At 41.7% G+C, this 15336-nt stretch carries 21 protein-coding genes; 2 read left to right on the forward strand and 19 right to left on the reverse strand.

The genetic code is table 11. The features are described 5' to 3' along the window. Window positions 1-9: 9 nt before the first annotated feature. Genes fliF through flgB form a run of 4 tightly spaced genes read right to left on the reverse strand, consistent with a single transcriptional unit; the run spans window position 10 to window position 2823 of the window. Window positions 10-1650 (reverse strand): flagellar basal-body MS-ring/collar protein FliF, encoded by a 1641-nt coding sequence (fliF, locus tag ABVF21_RS07260; protein ID WP_303532556.1) that lies wholly within the window; start codon window positions 1648-1650, stop codon window positions 10-12. 21 nt (window positions 1651-1671) lie between these two features. Further along, the gene (gene fliE / locus ABVF21_RS07265) at window positions 1672-1962 is read right to left on the reverse strand and encodes a flagellar hook-basal body complex protein FliE (protein ID WP_303532558.1); all 291 of its coding nucleotides are present in this window, start codon (window positions 1960-1962) and stop codon (window positions 1672-1674) included. A 22-nt stretch (window positions 1963-1984) separates the two neighbouring features. Continuing rightward, window positions 1985-2428, reverse strand: coding sequence for a flagellar basal body rod protein FlgC (gene flgC, locus ABVF21_RS07270; protein ID WP_226615807.1), 444 nt, complete (start codon window positions 2426-2428; stop codon window positions 1985-1987). Between the two features lie 5 nt (window positions 2429-2433). Continuing rightward, window positions 2434-2823 (reverse strand): flagellar basal body rod protein FlgB, encoded by a 390-nt coding sequence (flgB, locus tag ABVF21_RS07275; RefSeq protein WP_303532562.1) that lies wholly within the window; start codon window positions 2821-2823, stop codon window positions 2434-2436. Window positions 2824-3066: 243 nt separating this feature from the next. On the opposite strand from flgB, the gene ABVF21_RS07280 reads away from it, so the two are divergent. Further along, window positions 3067-3888, forward strand: coding sequence for a flagellar hook-basal body protein (locus ABVF21_RS07280; protein ID WP_303532564.1), 822 nt, complete (start codon window positions 3067-3069; stop codon window positions 3886-3888). A gap of 11 nt (window positions 3889-3899) precedes the next feature. After that, window positions 3900-4697: a flagellar hook-basal body protein gene (locus tag ABVF21_RS07285; RefSeq protein ID WP_371017863.1), complete on the forward strand. Its 798-nt coding sequence runs from the start codon at window positions 3900-3902 to the stop codon at window positions 4695-4697. A gap of 49 nt (window positions 4698-4746) precedes the next feature. Here ABVF21_RS07285 and flgL read toward each other — a convergent pair whose 3' ends face one another. The 15 genes from flgL to fliW all read right to left on the reverse strand — a co-directional run bounded on the left by flgL (window position 4747) and on the right by fliW (window position 15224). Further along, entirely contained in the window at window positions 4747-5625 is an 879-nt protein-coding gene (gene flgL, locus ABVF21_RS07290) for a flagellar hook-associated protein FlgL (protein ID WP_303532569.1), read from the reverse strand. A 19-nt stretch (window positions 5626-5644) separates the two neighbouring features. After that, window positions 5645-7024: a flagellar hook-associated protein FlgK gene (flgK, locus tag ABVF21_RS07295; RefSeq protein WP_303532571.1), complete on the reverse strand. Its 1380-nt coding sequence runs from the start codon at window positions 7022-7024 to the stop codon at window positions 5645-5647. A 30-nt stretch (window positions 7025-7054) separates the two neighbouring features. Continuing rightward, window positions 7055-7528, reverse strand: coding sequence for a flagellar protein FlgN (locus ABVF21_RS07300; RefSeq protein ID WP_303532573.1), 474 nt, complete (start codon window positions 7526-7528; stop codon window positions 7055-7057). 14 nt (window positions 7529-7542) lie between these two features. Next, window positions 7543-7803: a flagellar biosynthesis anti-sigma factor FlgM gene (flgM, locus tag ABVF21_RS07305; RefSeq protein WP_226615814.1), complete on the reverse strand. Its 261-nt coding sequence runs from the start codon at window positions 7801-7803 to the stop codon at window positions 7543-7545. A 111-nt stretch (window positions 7804-7914) separates the two neighbouring features. Further along, on the reverse strand, window positions 7915-8346 hold the full coding sequence (locus ABVF21_RS07310; RefSeq protein WP_226615815.1) for a flagellar basal body-associated FliL family protein: 432 nt from the start codon (window positions 8344-8346) through the stop codon (window positions 7915-7917). A gap of 18 nt (window positions 8347-8364) precedes the next feature. Beyond that, window positions 8365-9150: a flagellar motor protein MotB gene (motB, locus tag ABVF21_RS07315; RefSeq protein ID WP_226615935.1), complete on the reverse strand. Its 786-nt coding sequence runs from the start codon at window positions 9148-9150 to the stop codon at window positions 8365-8367. Further along, on the reverse strand, window positions 9140-9958 hold the full coding sequence (motA, locus tag ABVF21_RS07320) for a flagellar motor stator protein MotA (protein WP_303532580.1): 819 nt from the start codon (window positions 9956-9958) through the stop codon (window positions 9140-9142). Before motA ends, motB begins: the two co-directional genes overlap by 11 nt. A 24-nt stretch (window positions 9959-9982) precedes the next feature. Further along, complete coding sequence (fliS, locus tag ABVF21_RS07325) at window positions 9983-10354, reverse strand: flagellar export chaperone FliS (RefSeq protein WP_371017864.1); 372 nt, start codon at window positions 10352-10354, stop codon at window positions 9983-9985. A gap of 11 nt (window positions 10355-10365) precedes the next feature. Beyond that, a complete protein-coding gene (locus ABVF21_RS07330) occupies window positions 10366-10746 on the reverse strand; it encodes a hypothetical protein (protein WP_303532584.1) in 381 nt (126 codons plus the stop codon). 3 nt (window positions 10747-10749) lie between these two features. Beyond that, the gene (gene fliD / locus ABVF21_RS07335) at window positions 10750-12219 is read right to left on the reverse strand and encodes a flagellar filament capping protein FliD (RefSeq protein ID WP_371017866.1); all 1470 of its coding nucleotides are present in this window, start codon (window positions 12217-12219) and stop codon (window positions 10750-10752) included. A gap of 112 nt (window positions 12220-12331) precedes the next feature. Continuing rightward, on the reverse strand, window positions 12332-12661 hold the full coding sequence (flaG, locus tag ABVF21_RS07340; protein WP_371017867.1) for a flagellar protein FlaG: 330 nt from the start codon (window positions 12659-12661) through the stop codon (window positions 12332-12334). A 32-nt stretch (window positions 12662-12693) separates the two neighbouring features. Continuing rightward, window positions 12694-12870: a YjfB family protein gene (locus ABVF21_RS07345; protein WP_371017953.1), complete on the reverse strand. Its 177-nt coding sequence runs from the start codon at window positions 12868-12870 to the stop codon at window positions 12694-12696. A gap of 70 nt (window positions 12871-12940) precedes the next feature. Next, entirely contained in the window at window positions 12941-14299 is a 1359-nt protein-coding gene (locus ABVF21_RS07350) for a flagellin (RefSeq protein WP_303532591.1), read from the reverse strand. A gap of 226 nt (window positions 14300-14525) precedes the next feature. Continuing rightward, entirely contained in the window at window positions 14526-14774 is a 249-nt protein-coding gene (gene csrA, locus ABVF21_RS07355) for a carbon storage regulator CsrA (RefSeq protein ID WP_194218289.1), read from the reverse strand. Then, entirely contained in the window at window positions 14775-15224 is a 450-nt protein-coding gene (fliW, locus tag ABVF21_RS07360) for a flagellar assembly protein FliW (RefSeq protein WP_371017868.1), read from the reverse strand. It abuts the gene before it with no gap. Window positions 15225-15336 lie beyond the last annotated feature (112 nt).

Raw genomic sequence — 15336 nt, forward strand, 5'->3', positions numbered from 1 at the left:
CCAATCCCCCTACTCTTCGTTCATCCATAGTCTTAGTAGTTTCACAAACTCTTCCGGATCATTTTTTGCGAGAGTTTCAATTTCATCTTTTCCAATTAGTGCATCAGGTGTCATATCCACTTCACGTTCTTCTTTTTCCCTCGGCAAGTAGTGATCCTCTGGTACACTGTACGCCTGTTCAAATTCCATGAAGTCGTCCTCATCCTTATTTCCTTTTCGGCGGAAGAGAAGAATGATTCCACCAATTAGAAGAATACCAACGCCACCAGCTACCGCATAAATCACCCAGCTTGGAACACTGTCTAGAACAGAAGAAAAGATGTCTGGCTTTGGCTCTTCATAGTCCGCACGCCCTCTAAATTCATTCGCAAATACAGAGATACGTTCTTCAAGAGCAGCATCCTCAAGCGGAACATCACTTTCACTCAAAGACGTACGGACAACATTTTTGAGCACAGTGCGAATATCTTCTATATGAGCTGCTGTTAAACTAGTCATATCGTCAGCGACAGGTGGCTCTACACCAACGTTAATTGTAATATCATCAATCATATAAGGGCTTTCTTCGATCTCTTTATGAATACGATTCACTTCACGATTGATGCGATCTTCTACTTTTTCATAAGAGCCGTCGCCCTTGGCATCTGGGTCATCTGCATTATAGTTTGGAATCTCGCCTTCATCTGTACCCGTTCCATCCTGGGCAGCAGCTTGATCACCGGAATAGGATTCCATGATTTTCTCAACGCTAATATCAATGCCTTCACCTGTTTCTTCATCAACAGGTTCGACAAGATCTTCCGTGCGCTTTTCTTTTGTGAAATCCACGCTAGCCATTACAGAAACAACCACTTTATCTTGTCCGAGAATCATGCCAAGCATTTGCTGTAATTCTTGCTGCATGTCTTTTTCGATGCCGTTACGAATGTCCTCTTGCTGCTGATAAGCGGATAAAGTTGTATCAACGCCGCCACTTTCGCCGTAATCAAAAGCAGTTCCGTTCTGGTCCATGATGACAATGTTTTCAACAGGGAGATTCGGAACACTTTTACTTATAAGATGATAAAGGCCTGTGATTTGGCCCTGGTCAAGCTGAGCACCAGGATCCCTCGTAAGGACGATCGAGGCAGAAGCTGTCTCACCTGTTTCATCAAGCCAAACACTTTCAGCCGGTAGGGTAATCATCACTTTTGATTCCTGAATACCGCCAATTTGTTCAATTAAATAACTCAGTTCATTTTGCATCGCATCTCGCTCTACAACATCGAATTGGCGATCTGTCATCCCCATGCCCATGTTTTCACTAAAGATGCTGTAGTTAACGTTACCGCTTTTTGGAATACCCTCAGCCGCTAGACTTACTTTTAAATCAGACGCCTGATCCTTTGGCACACTGATCGTTGTTCCATCCGCTGAAACTTCTACCGGAATTCCCTTCTGCTCAATGGCCCCTTTGATCTCACCAGCTTCTGTCGGCGTTAAATTAGAATAAATCGGCGTTAAATTAGGTTTAGACATCCAAAAAACAAGGAATAGAAGCAGAAGAAGAGTGACCAGAAAAGTCCCTCCGATGAGCCATTTGGTTTTCGTTGAATAGCTACCCCATGTTTCTTTCCAGCGACTTGTAAAATTTAGTAGTTGTTGGTTCATCTCTTATCCATCCCTGACATACTACATTTGCATACGCATGATTTCTTGGTATGACTCAATAACCTTATTTCTCACTTCTACCGTTAAATTTAGAGATAGTGAGGCTTTTTGTGCTGCAAGCATAACCTCGTGAACATCCTGAACTTCTCCAGTCACAAGCTTATTCGTCATCTGTTCAGATGCCACTTGATTGTTGTTCACCTGTTTGATCGCATCCTGAAGCATCTGACCAAAATCAGCCGTTGCTTCACCCGAAGTAACCTGAGACTTCGCTTGTGTTGGAAGCTGCTGAAGTGCACTAATTGTGTTCATAAGATCCTCCTATGCCCGACCATTACTTACCAAGTTCGAGCGCTTTCATATACATACTTTTGGTTGCGTTTAACGCTGTTACGTTCGCTTCATAGGAACGAGATGCTGACATCATATCAACCATTTCTTTCACCATATCCACGTTTGGCATTTCCACATAACCTTCTTCATTCGCATCGGGATGAGCGGGATTATAAACAAGTTTATTAGGAGCATTATCTTCTTTAATGTTCGACACTTTCACTCCTGTTGGCGCTTCGCCATTTCCCATTGCGGCTTGAAGCTTACTCTCGAACGAATTTTCCTTAAGCTCTACCACTTTTCGCTTGTATGGCTGCCATTCCCCATCGACGAGCTCAGAGCGAGTCGTTTCAGCGTTTGCGATATTGGACGAAACAACATCCATTCTAAGACGGTTTGCAGTTAAAGCTGAAGCACTCGTATTGAACCCATTAAATAAATTCATATGATTTAGCTCCCTCTAATTGCTGTCTGTAAATCACGGAACTGGCTGTTGGTCTTTTCAACCATCGCATTGTACCAGAGTTGATTTTTGGCAAGTTCGGCCATTTCAACATCCGTGTCGACGTTATTGCCATTTGATTGATTAAGTGTATTTTGATCCGTTTTGACAACGGTCTTTGATGCATTATTTTCGTTACTAAAAGGGACGTGTTTGGGGTTGGATTTGTAGCTCTGCAGATTCTTTGTTGCATCCTGCAGGGTGTCTTGAAATGAAACGGTTTGACGTTTGTAATTAGGGGTGTCAACATTTGATATATTTGATGTGATAGTACGCTGCTGCACCATCGACGCATTCAATGCTTGTTCAAGCGGTCTAATCGATTGAAAAACGTTCACGAAGCTTTTCACACTCCTTGTATAAAACTGTTTTTAAAGTTAAAAAATGGATACAAAACCATAGTTATACTCATTCGACAATTTTTTCGTTAGTGATAGCATAGCATTGTCAAAAATAATAGTAAATGAGTGTTTTAACCTAAAAAACGACTTTTTTCACTTAATTTTCCCATATTTAAACGGTATAATAGAGTTACAAAATTCAATGTACGCGTTCGATAGTACTACGATGGGAGCGAAATAATGTTTAAAGGCATGTATACGGCAACATCCGGTATGATGGCAAGTGAGCGAAAGCAACAATTCTTAACGAATAATTTATCAAATGCCGAAACACCGGGCTTCAAACAGGATGAAGCAACCTTCCGTTCCTTCCCTGAATATCTACTAAAAGAAAGAAATACGAACACACCTACCCCTAACTCTTCCATTGGCACTCTTCAACAAGGCGTCTATACACAAGAAGGCATTCCTAATTTCTCAAACGGTTCCCTTAAAGAAACGAGCAAACAAACAGACATGGCTCTCAACGATGAGAACCTTCCAATTGATGCAGAAACCGGTAAAAAAGGCCTACTTTTATTCGGTGTTCGCCTTGAAGATAATGACATTCGCTATACACGAAATGGAAATTTCTCAGTAAATGAAGATGGATTTCTAACTACGAGCGAAGGATACCAAGTTCTTGGGGAAGATCTTCAGCCAATTCAACTCAATGATGATTCTTTTACAATGACCGACGATGGAACAATTCGTGAAAGAAACGGAAATGAGCAACAAATATGGATTGGCTATACGGGCGATCCATCCAAGCTAGCACAGCAAGGAAATGGTGTCTTCGAATGGGAAGGTAATGAAAATGATGCACCGAGAAATATCCAGACGACAGACATCAACCAGTACGCCGTTAAGCAAGGATTTCTCGAAGGATCGAACGTTGATATGACGACCACGATGACCGATATGCTGAATACTTATCGTTTATATGAAGCAAACCAAAAAGTACTACAAACTTATGATCAAAGCATCGACAAGTCAGTCAATGATGTTGGTCGCGTTTACTAGGAGGGTTACGATTGAATATCCAGATGGCCACAGCCTCTTCTTCACTTAGTCAGACACAAAAGAAAATAGATACAATCGCAAATAATATTGCGAACGTGAATACAGCAGGGTACAAAAGCCGTGAAGCGACGTTTCAAAATCTATTAACTCAAACGTATGCGAACCAAACAGGTGAGGCGACGGAGCCTGGAAGAGAAACACCAGAAAATCTTCGAGTTGGTTTCGGCTCAAAAATCGGCTTAACAACCCTTCGTAATGAACAAGGATCAGCACAAGAAACTGGCAGAGATCTTGACGTCATGCCTGAAGGAGAGAACGTCTATTTCCGAACTCAAAATGGTGATAGTATTCACTACACAAGGGACGGATCATTCGAACTACAAAATCAGAATGGGACTTTGTCACTCGTGAATAGTAGCGGTAACCCGATTCTAGACACGAGCGGAAATGCGATTACATTTAACAGCGATCCGGCTAAACTTGCCATCTCTGATACTGGAGAAATTGTGGCGACGGATGCAACTGGAAATGAACAAACCTATCAACTTAGCATCGTCAAGATTAATCGGCCCGAGGCTCTCACCAATGTGGGAGGAAATGAATTCTCTCTTCAAGATAATGAGCAGCTTGAGCTTGTCGCTCCTGGGGAAGAATTTAAAACGAGACAGGGATTTCTCGAAATGTCGAACGTTGATCTAGCGAACGAAACGACCGAGATGATCTCAACCCAGCGGTTACTTCAATTCCAGAGCCAGGCGATAAAGATGGCCGATGAAATGATGGGACTTGCGAATACGATTAAGAGATAAATGAACTAGATAACCAAAACCCCTCTCACAAATGTGAGAGGGGTTTTGGTTATCTAAGAAAGTCTAATAGAGAAGGCTGAATGATCTTGGCACTTGCCGCAAGGGAGGCCTGATAGACGCTTTCTTCCGTTTTAAGTTTCATGATGGATTCCGCAAGATCCACATCTTCATTTTTAGAAAGGAATGATTGAACGGCTAGATTCTCATCCTTCAGACGCTGGTTCATACTTTCCACTCGAGATTGACGAGCGCCCATACCGGTCCAGCTTGTCAGAACCTGTTCTGCGCCTTCTTCTATTTTTCCAAGGACGGTATTCATGCCTTCTTTATCTCCACTTGATAATGCCGTAGAAAATTCATCAAGTACTTTGAATAAATTTACCTGACCATCAAATACTTCCCCCGCATTAACGTTAATCTTCACATCGCTAAATGGAGAAATTCGCTGATTGATGGACTGGTTATCAAAAGATACATTCCCATCCTGGTCAATTCCGACGGGTTGATCCGTTTTCTGTCCATTAAAGATGTATTTTCCATCAAGTTTCGTATTGGCTAAACCTTTGAGTTCTTCCATTAACTGCTTAAATTCTTTTGCCATTGTTTCCAGCTCTTGAGCTGAATTTGTGCCATTCGAAGCCTGTACGCCAAGCTCACTAGCTCGCTGCATCAAGTTCGAAATACTACTAAGCGATTGTTCCGTCATCTCCATCCATGACATCGCATAATCGGTATTCCTCTCATACTGTTCATTATCAGCCAGCTGCGACGATAGCTTCAGTGATTTTTCCGTACCCATTGGGTCATCAGATGGCTTGTTGATACGGGTACCAGTCGAAACCTGCTGATTGGCTTTTTCGAGATTGGTAAGGTTTCGATTCATTTGTGTCACCATGTTACTTGATAACATTTGTTGAGTAATTCGCATTCGATAACTCCTTCTCCGGCTAGACGCCCATCCGGTTAATAATCACATCTAGAAGTTCATCAGTCGTACTAACATATCGTGCTGCAGCGTTATAAGCATGTTGGAACTGAACGAGGTTGGCCATTTCTTCATCAAGTGAAACACCGCTGATTGACATTCGATTGTTATTGATGGACTGAAGAACGGACTCATGATTATTCACCGTACGCTCAGAAGACTGCGCATTTGAGCCAAGACGTGAAACAAGCGTGCTATAAAAATCGTTGACACTCGTTTGTACCTTATCGTTAGATCCAGAGATATCAAACGTAAAGCTCTGATCTTTCAAATTGCTGATCGCCATTGCAATGTCACCATTGCTCGGAGCATCGTTTCTTGAAGAGGCGCCAAGCGTAGCAGGATTCGCTTTCACGTCTTTCGTGATGGTCGTTTGTTCAAGAAACGTGTTTCCAGTCCCATTCGTGTCAAAGAGGGGCTTACCTTGTTGCATTGTTCCATCTGCATTTCTAACCAACGAAAACCCTGAAGATAACAATTCATTCATTCCTGAAGTATGAACGGTTTTCCCACTTGCATCGACCGTATCTTGTCCTTTAACAAGCTGTTCAAACATTCCGTTCAGGTCATTTTTAAGCTGATTTGTTGTCGTAAGGGAATCTTGAATGCCCTTCAATTTCCCGCCAGTAGGATTAGTTTGATCAAACGTAACCGACATTTCTCCATTCGGTTGTTTTTGAACGTTAACGTCGATAAGACCGGATAATTCATCAATAAGCTGATCGCGATGATCCATTAAGTCGTTCGCGTTTCCGTTCTTCACGATTTCTTTATTTAAACTATCAATCTGAGAATTGATTGAGCTGATTTGGTCTTTTACAGCTGCTTGTTGTTTACTTAAACTATCTGCTACGTTTGTTAGTCCTGATTGAAATGACTTCGCTTGATCAAGAAGCTCTTCAGCTCGACTGACAACAACGGATCTGGCTGCGTTACTATCTGGATTCGAAGCGAGATCTTCCCACCCTGACCAAAATCGATCCAATGAAGCGCTTAGTCCATTTTCTCCTGGCTCACCCGATAACGCTTCGATCTGCTGCAGCGTATCTAGCTTCATAGATTCAGAACCTAGCATGGCGTTCCGCTCGCGGTATTGACCATCGAGGTACTCGGAACGAATTCTTTCAATCGATTGAACACTTACACCAGTACCAAGCTGAGAGGAAACACTTCCTGTTTGATAGGAATAAGGGAGGGCAGAAGTTGACTGCATATCAACACGCTGTCTTGAATACCCAGGTGTATTTGCATTCGATATGTTATGACCTGCCGTTGTTAAAGCAGCCCGCTGCGTATATAAACTTCTTTTCCCAATTTCTAAACCATGAAATGTTGATGTCATGCTTTCACGTCCCTTTCCTCACCTGATCTGTCAGGCCTTTGTATCAAAGTAACCTCTTGGTGCTGCTGTCTTCTTTTGATTGGGCCTGCCGTAAGTGATCGATTGTTCTCTCGGAGTCGTCAAATGACCGATCATATGGTGAATAAAAGCCATTGCGTCTTTCAAGAGCTCCTCATTCTGTTCATTTAATCCTTTTAGCTTCTCCGCTTGCTGCTTTAACTCGTTGGCTCTACTTTCGACCATTCGTTTGACAGCTGGGCTAAGCTTACCCAATACTTCTTTGAGCGTTTGCTCCTGATCTCCTGCAAGTTCAGAGGTTAGCTGCTGGCGTTGTTCTTCTAATAAATTCAACTGGAGAAGAAGATCTTTTTCACTCTTCATAATATCTGTTAAACTCTCCAAGTCCCGTTCAATAATCGCTTCATGCTTCCGTTCAGATAGCGGTATTAATATCTCATGCAATTGAATCATTTCGCTCAAAACCGTAATTAATTTTTGCCCCATCGTGCCGCCTCCTGTTAGAACCACTGATCAAACAGCTTTTCCGCTGTTTTTTGACTGTCGACACGATACGTACCGTCTTCTATCTGCTTCTTTATTGCGGTTACTTTGGCTTCACGCTCTTGTTCCGTTTTCATGTCGTATAGTTCTCTCGCTTTGTTTGAGATTTGAAGCTCATCTTCTCGAGGAGCCTTTTTGACCTGCTCCACTTTCGTAACAGGATTATGCTTCTGGTAAGGGTTTACAATAGGTGGTGCTGACGGTTTATTTACATTCATATCCGGTCACCTCTTTCCGACAATTTATAATACTACTCCTATTCTATTATTCGTACCCTAATTTGAGGATTATACCGTTATTATCGGAAAATTTCTTAAAAAGTTAACCGCTTACTGAATTTTAAAGTCCGTTACAAGAACACGCTCTACTTTTCCATCTTGTAGAACAGTATTAATCTCTGCTTGAACTGCTAAGGTAAACTGCTTCAGACCCTCTGAACCCTTGAGATCTTCTTTCGATAAACCAGCCAGTATCGAAATAACGATAGCTTTTAATTCAGGGTTACGTACTTCTAACTCCTTGTAACTTTTTTCGTTATCCGCAAGTAAATTTAATTGAACAACCGCATAGTTTTCTGAAGATAAATTTGTTGTTAATGGTTCCATACTGTAACTTCTTTCTGCCAGTTCTTCCGCAGTTGGTTCCTTCTCCTGCTGTGCAATCACTTCTTTTAAATTGATATCAAGAAAAAGCACGGCTGCTATCGCTCCTGCACCAACGATTCCTAGTGCCGCTAGGAGGATAATTACGACTCGTTTCACCTTATCCACCCCATTATGTTAATTCTGAACATTATATGGAAGAATCAAAACCTCAACACGACGGTTCTTCGCTCTTCCTTCTTGTGTTTGATTGGTCGTCACCGGCCGATACTCTCCATAACCTGTAAAACTAAATAGCTTTGGGTTTAACTTATTATTTTCTAATAGCTCTGTCATAAAATTCAGCGCTCGTTCAGAGCTCAAATGCCAGTTTGATTCATATTGAGACGTTTTAATGGGCCGATCATCCGTATGACCTGTAACAGTAATACGACGAGGTGGATCTGTCACAAGAAGAGAAGAGATTTCCTTCGCAAGCTCCTTCGCATTTCCGGTTAAATCAGCTTTCCCACTTTTAAATAATGCAGCTTCTTTAATCGTAATCAATAGGCCCTCTTCGGTTAATTTCGTTTGAAGGAACGAGTCGAGTTCTTGATCTGCGATATACTCATCAATTCGCCCTTTAAGCGCTTCAAGCTTATTCAGATCCTGCTCTAGCTTTTCTTCCTCCCGCTCTTCTTCCTTCTCGTCATTCTCATCCGGGTCTTCGTCTTCTGTTAACCCGACGAACGATCCATCCTGTGGCTGCATTGTTGAAGGCTCACTTTCCATGATTCCAGTTCCGCCATTCAACACTTCTTCAAAAGATTGGGTGATCGCTTCATATTTCTTTACATCAACCGTACTTGCCGCAAAAAGAACGATAAACAACGCGAGAAGAAGAGTGAGCATATCTGCGTAAGGAATGAGCCAGCTTTCGTCAACATGTTCTTCATGCTCCTCATGCCGTTTCTTACGCATCAGCGCCTACCCCTTCTCCTACTCCGGCCTCATTTCCTTTCTTCAGTTCTTCCAGGTTACGATCTTTACTTGGTAAATAGACAAGTAGTTTATCCTCAACCATTGTAGGGGAAGCGCCAGATTGAACAGCTAGCAATCCTTCTAACATAATCATCTTAATGTGCGCTTCTGCGCTTGATTTACGCTTCAGCTTATTCGCAAACGGATGCCAGAGCACATACCCTGTGAAGATCCCAAACAACGTTGCAATAAAAGCTGCCGCAATCGACTTACCAAGAAGCTCCATATCTCCAAGATGACTAAGCGCAGCAACAAGCCCAACAACAGCCCCGAGTACTCCAAGCGTAGGAGCGTATGTACCCGCTTGTGTAAAAATACCCGCTCCCATTTTGTGGCGGTCTTTCATCGCTTCAATGTCTTCTACTAGAATTTCCTCAATCGCTTCATGAGAATGCCCGTCGATCACCATTTGAAAGCCACGTTTCAAAAAAGGATCCTCGATTTTCTCAAGACTATTTTCAAGTGAAAGCAATCCTTCACGTCGAGCAACCGTTGCCCATTCACGAAACATTGGAATCAGCTCTTTTTCGGTTACAAGCTTTTGATTTGAGAAAATAATTTTTAACAGCGTTGGAAACTTCTTAATTTCATAGAATGGAAAAGCGATTAATAAGGCCGCTGCTGTCCCAACAAAAATGATGACGAGGGCAGCGGGGTTTAATAGAGCTGCTGGATTCGCTCCTTTTAGAATAAGTCCTCCTATCAGAACGAAAAAGCCAAGCAGTACTCCAAACAGAGATGTTTTTTCCATTGCATTCACCCTCTTTGTTTCTCGTTATTTCATTTGTTCCATTGCTTCTTTCCACGTGTTGCGGAAATCTTCAGCTAATCCCTCTATCTCTTTTAACTTACCTAAATCATTTGCTATATTAGCTGAAACGAGCTCCGAAATCATATACTCATAGAGTGGATCGAGCGATGACGATAGTTCAATTTCCATGTTCAACGAACTCCGAAGCTCCTGAAGAATGTTTTGCGCTTTAATGATGTTCATATTCTTCGCTTCTATGTTCTTCTTTTCCATCGCCATCGCTGCAAGACGAATAAACTTAATGCATCCGTTGTACAGCATTAATGTTAATTCCTGTGGAGATGACGTTGTCACTGCATTCTGCTGGTACGTTTGATAAGGATTTTTCATTGCCATATCCGTTCCTCCTATTTACGCTGATCGAAAAATGCGCCGTCGCTGTAAGCCTGTCCGCTCTTATACTTACTCGTAGCTGATTTGCTCTGCTGAAATCGTCTCATCTGATCTGAAAAAGCAGCATAGAGCTCAGAAAGCTTTGGTTGAATGGTTTCTTCAAGACCACTTAGTTGCTCAAGTAAATGCTTCTCATCCTCTGACCACTGATCTCCTTCATTTTTCATAGCTAGATCAAGCAATTTAATCGTCTCTTCTCGACGGTTAATCATATGATTAATCCCCTCAAGCTGATTTAGTTCATTATCATCCATCGAAGGATTCAATTCTTCAAGCGATTTTGCAATTTGATTTGTCACAACGTGCATCTGATTTAGTGCATCAATTCTTCTCATCTTCTACATCCCACCAAATAAGTTTTGTTGTACCCACATACTTTGTTGATTCATTTTATCCATTGCCGTTTCCATTGCCGTAAACTGTTTCCAGTAACGACTTTCAATTGTCGCAAGCTTATCTTCCCATGTATTCATTTGCTCATCTAAGTTTTTTAATCTCGTTGTTAGAAAACTACTATCAATGAGTGTTCCAGGCGTTCCAGCCTTCTTCCCAAGCTGATCGATGCCTTTGTTGACGCTATCGTAAAGCCGGTCACCAATGCCATCAGTCCCACTCGTAAACAAATTCATTACTTCTTCAGGCTTCTGTTCAAGCGCGCTCTTTAGCTTCGCCTCATCAATAAATAGCTTCCCGCCATCTTGATAAGCGCCGGTGTTAATTCCGATTTGCGAAAGCATATTTAGCTCACCGGAAGGAACACCGCTTACAGGAGACATCCAGGCATTACGCAAATCACTTACAATGCCTCGAACGGTCGAATCGCTTTGAAGTAACCCGCTTTTCGCTTTTTCTTCCCAAAGCTCAATTTCTTTATCCGTTAAATCTTCTCGCTGCGCATCCGTTAGTGGTGGAAAATCTCGATACTTCTTTTCCGTTAATAGCGTCTGCGTTTTATCAACGAACTCGTTGTATTTCTCAACGAACGATTTAATCATATCGAACGGCGCCTGGGTGTCACTTTGAACGGATACAGTTGCTGTTCCTTTCTGAACGAGATCGAGCTTCAGGTTATTAATCGTTGTCGCATTTGTCTTCAGGTTATCGACAATAATTCCATCAAACGTAACAGAACCGTACTTTCCCTGAGCTGTATTCGCTACACCACCGAGGATACGATTTTCTATAGTGGTATCGCTAAACCCGCTTAGCGTAAACGATTCATCTCCACCCATTGCTTTAGAAGAAATGAAAAAGCGCGACGTTGTATTATCGAAGCTCGCTCTCATACCGAGCGATTCGCCTGTGCCATCATCTACAGCACCAGCGATTTTTTCAGCAAGGCTTTTGAACGTATCAGAAGCGGTAATGTTGAGCGATGCCGTTTGACCTTTGCTGTTCGTTATCTGAAACGATGCTGTCTCAGTTGATTTCAATACTCTATCTGTTCCTTTTGCTGCTGTGCCTGCATCATTCATAATCGCCTGTCCAGAAGTTAGCTTCGCACTTTGCGCTAGCTCATTCACCGTTACGTCATAGGAACCTGCTAGCGAGGCCGAGGTTGCCGTTGCTTTTACAGCTGTACTAGATGAAGTCGATTTATACGCATTGTAGCCAGACTGCAAACGCATCGATGAAGCTGCAGTTCGCATATCAGACATCATTGTATTTAGCTCACGGTACGAATCCTTTTGCCACTCGTACGTTTGTTTTTGTTGAGATAGCTTATCGAGCGGAACCCGCTCCGCCGTCATCAGATCTTTCACCATCTGATCGATATCCATTCCCGTCGCTAAGCCGGAAATCCTCATGAACATCTCCTCCGTTCATTCCTCTTATTCATACTATCGGCAGGGGAACCTAAGAGTTTAAGGTGTAATTAGACCTAAATAAAGAACTCTCAACTTGAGAGTTCTAGAGAAGTTATATTTTTTGATCGACTAGAAAACCGAGTAGTTCAGCTGTGGCCGCATAGCGATCAAGAAATTTTTTAGAAGGAATTTCTTTTAACACCTCGTCCGTGTTCGTGTCGATGATTTGGACGTAGTATTCATTTAATTTATCGTGAAGCTGGAATTTGAGGTTTGTTTTTGCAGGTTCAATAAAGTCATTCAGTTCTTTTAATCGAGTAACCAAAGCTTCTTTTGTAAATAAAATTTCTTCACTATCAGTGTTTTGGGGCTCAGTTGGAATTTCCGGTTTTTTTACGTTTAGTATCAACCCCGAAGTAGGTGGGATTTTGGATACTTCCATCGTGTTCTCTCCCTATCTTAGGAGGCGAGGTTCTACCCTTTGATGTTCACGTTGCTCCCGAGATGAGGTTGAACCGATTGCTCCAGCATTTTAATAAGATCATTAGATTGATTTTCAGCTTGATTCATAGCGGTTTTTGTAAGGGATGTTTGAACTTGCTGTTGGACTTTGGATTGGTTTAATACGATTGAAAGGGCAGCTATATCTATAGAGCTTCACTCCTTTTTATAGAAAAAGACCTTAGAAGAAGATCTAAGGTCTTTCGTGGAATATAGTTGCTTAACGAAGAAGTTGAAGAACTTGTTGTGGAGCTTGGTTGGCTTGTGCCATCATTGCCTGTGCTGCTTGAGCCTTGATGTTTTCCTTCGTCATTGTCATCATTTCTTTTGCCATGTCTACGTCACGGATGCGAGATTCCGCAGCTGTTAGGTTTTCGGAAGATGTATTAAGGTTGTTGATTGTATGTTCTAAACGGTTTTGATATGCACCAAGCTTTGATCTTTCAGAGGAGACGTTATTTATAGCACTATCTAGAGCATCAATAGCATCCGATGCACCTTTAGTTGTCGTAACGTCAATATTACTAATTCCTAAAGAAGAAGAACTAGCATCATTAAATGACATACTAATTTTCTGACCAGAATTTGCACCTGTTTGAATGGATAACGCTACCCCAACATCTACTGTTGTTGAGCCGGCAGATTTAGCAGTGAAAGATAAGCCTTTACCATCTCCTGAATTAAGGGTTACTTTGTTTCCATCGATAACCATTGCTCCTGAAATATCATCACCATCTGGATCACTTAATGTACTTACAGCGGCATTTGAACCATTTGAATTAACCAGAGTTGTCCAATCATCTGTAGAAGTTACAATGCCAGCTACATCTGCTGAAATACTAAGAGAAGCATTATTCCCTACATCAGTAGATGAAATTTCAAAATTTCCAGAATCATTGATTTTCGCTTCCACACCAGAAATAGTGTTCATTTTATCAATTACATCCTGTACAGTATCTGTACTAGCAACATTCACATCAGTACCATTCACAGTAATTTTACCTGCTCCATTAACTGTATCTGTAGCATTCGCTGTTCCTGCACTTACATTCTGAGCAGCTGTAGCAAGTGATGTAATAGTTACGTCAAAAGTTCCAGACTTAGTATCACCGGTACTCGAAGCACTTGAAACAATGCTTCCATTACCTACGCTAAGGCCTGAATCTCCATTCAATATTTTTTTATTGTTAAACTCTGTATTACTAGCAATTCGATCAACTTCTTCTGTTAATTGAGTAATTTCTTTTTGAAGACTTTCTCTGTCATCAGCGGTATTCGTATCACTTGCTGCTTGTACAGAAAGCTCTCTCATTCTTTGGAGCATTTCTTGAGTTTCACCAAGTGCACCTTCTGCAGTTTGAATCATAGAAACGCCATCTTGTGAATTGCGACTCGCCTGATCTAAACCACGAATTTGCCCACGCATTTTCTCTGAAATGGAAAGACCTGCCGCATCGTCCCCAGCTTTATTAATACGAAGACCTGAAGACAACTTTTCCATTGAACTACTAGCCGCATTCTGGTTTACACCCATTTGACGATACGTGTTTAAAGCTGAAATATTATGATTAATAATCATCCCTAAATCTACCTCCATGTAATTGGTTTTATCAAGAAAATCCACATCCGTTTGGACTTCCTAACACCACTATTATCGGCAGGGGTTTTTAGATGTTTAATAGTTTTCTGAAAAATAATTAGAAAAACTTGGATTGGTGTCACATTTTAGCCATAGCCATCGTTTTGCTAATCATTTAGTCCTAAAATGGAGAATCATTCTTAAGACATAAAAAAGAACCGACGCCTTATGACTTCGGTCCTTTTGAACTGTTACTCTTCTGAAACTCCTTCAAATCCTCTAAGCTAAACTCCTGCATCGCCGCAAGCTTATTCTCCGATTGAATCGCTTCATAGACTTCTTTTCGGTGGATGGCGATATTCTTTGGCGCTTCTACACCAAGCTTCACCGTGTCACCTTCAATGCTAATAATCTTGAGTTCAATCTCATCGTTAATGACAATCGATTCGCCCTTTTTACGTCCGAGTACGAGCATTTATTCACCCTCCTCTGTGGTGACTTGCTTTAATAGAGGTTCTTTGATGCCGTACTCCTGCTTCAGTACGAGCTGCTTTCCGGTGTGTTCAGCTGTATTAAAGATGAGCGGAGCTTTTAGATTCATCGTTGCGTCTTTTAATGATCCTTGAACAGTAAGAATCGAGAGTACGAGCGCATGCGTTGGATTGGTTAGATTGAGCTGAGCGAGCGTGCTGTCATCAAGGTTTACTTCATAATTTGGATAAAAGGAAAACGGATCTGCGAGAAAGAAGCAAAGACCGCTTTCTTCAGTTGATTGTAAAAAGTAAAAAGGAGACTCATCTTTGTCGTCGGCGGGTAAAAGACAGTAAGTTCTAAAGTGCTCAAGGCCGGGAATGCCACTTTCAAATGTGATCAGACGATCATCCGTGACGTCCATTTCTCCAAAGCGTGCAGTATGTAATTTCATAGCGATCTCCTTTGCTGATCAGTGTCTACCCTCATTATAAGGCTTATGGCGCTTTTTTCCATGGATAATTTGTTGTCTTTTTGAAATTTCGGTAAACTTAAAGGGACAGAAA

Source organism: Pseudalkalibacillus sp. JSM 102089, assembly GCF_041366475.1.
In the GTDB taxonomy this organism is placed as follows: domain Bacteria; phylum Bacillota; class Bacilli; order Bacillales; family Guptibacillaceae; genus Guptibacillus; species Guptibacillus hwajinpoensis_B.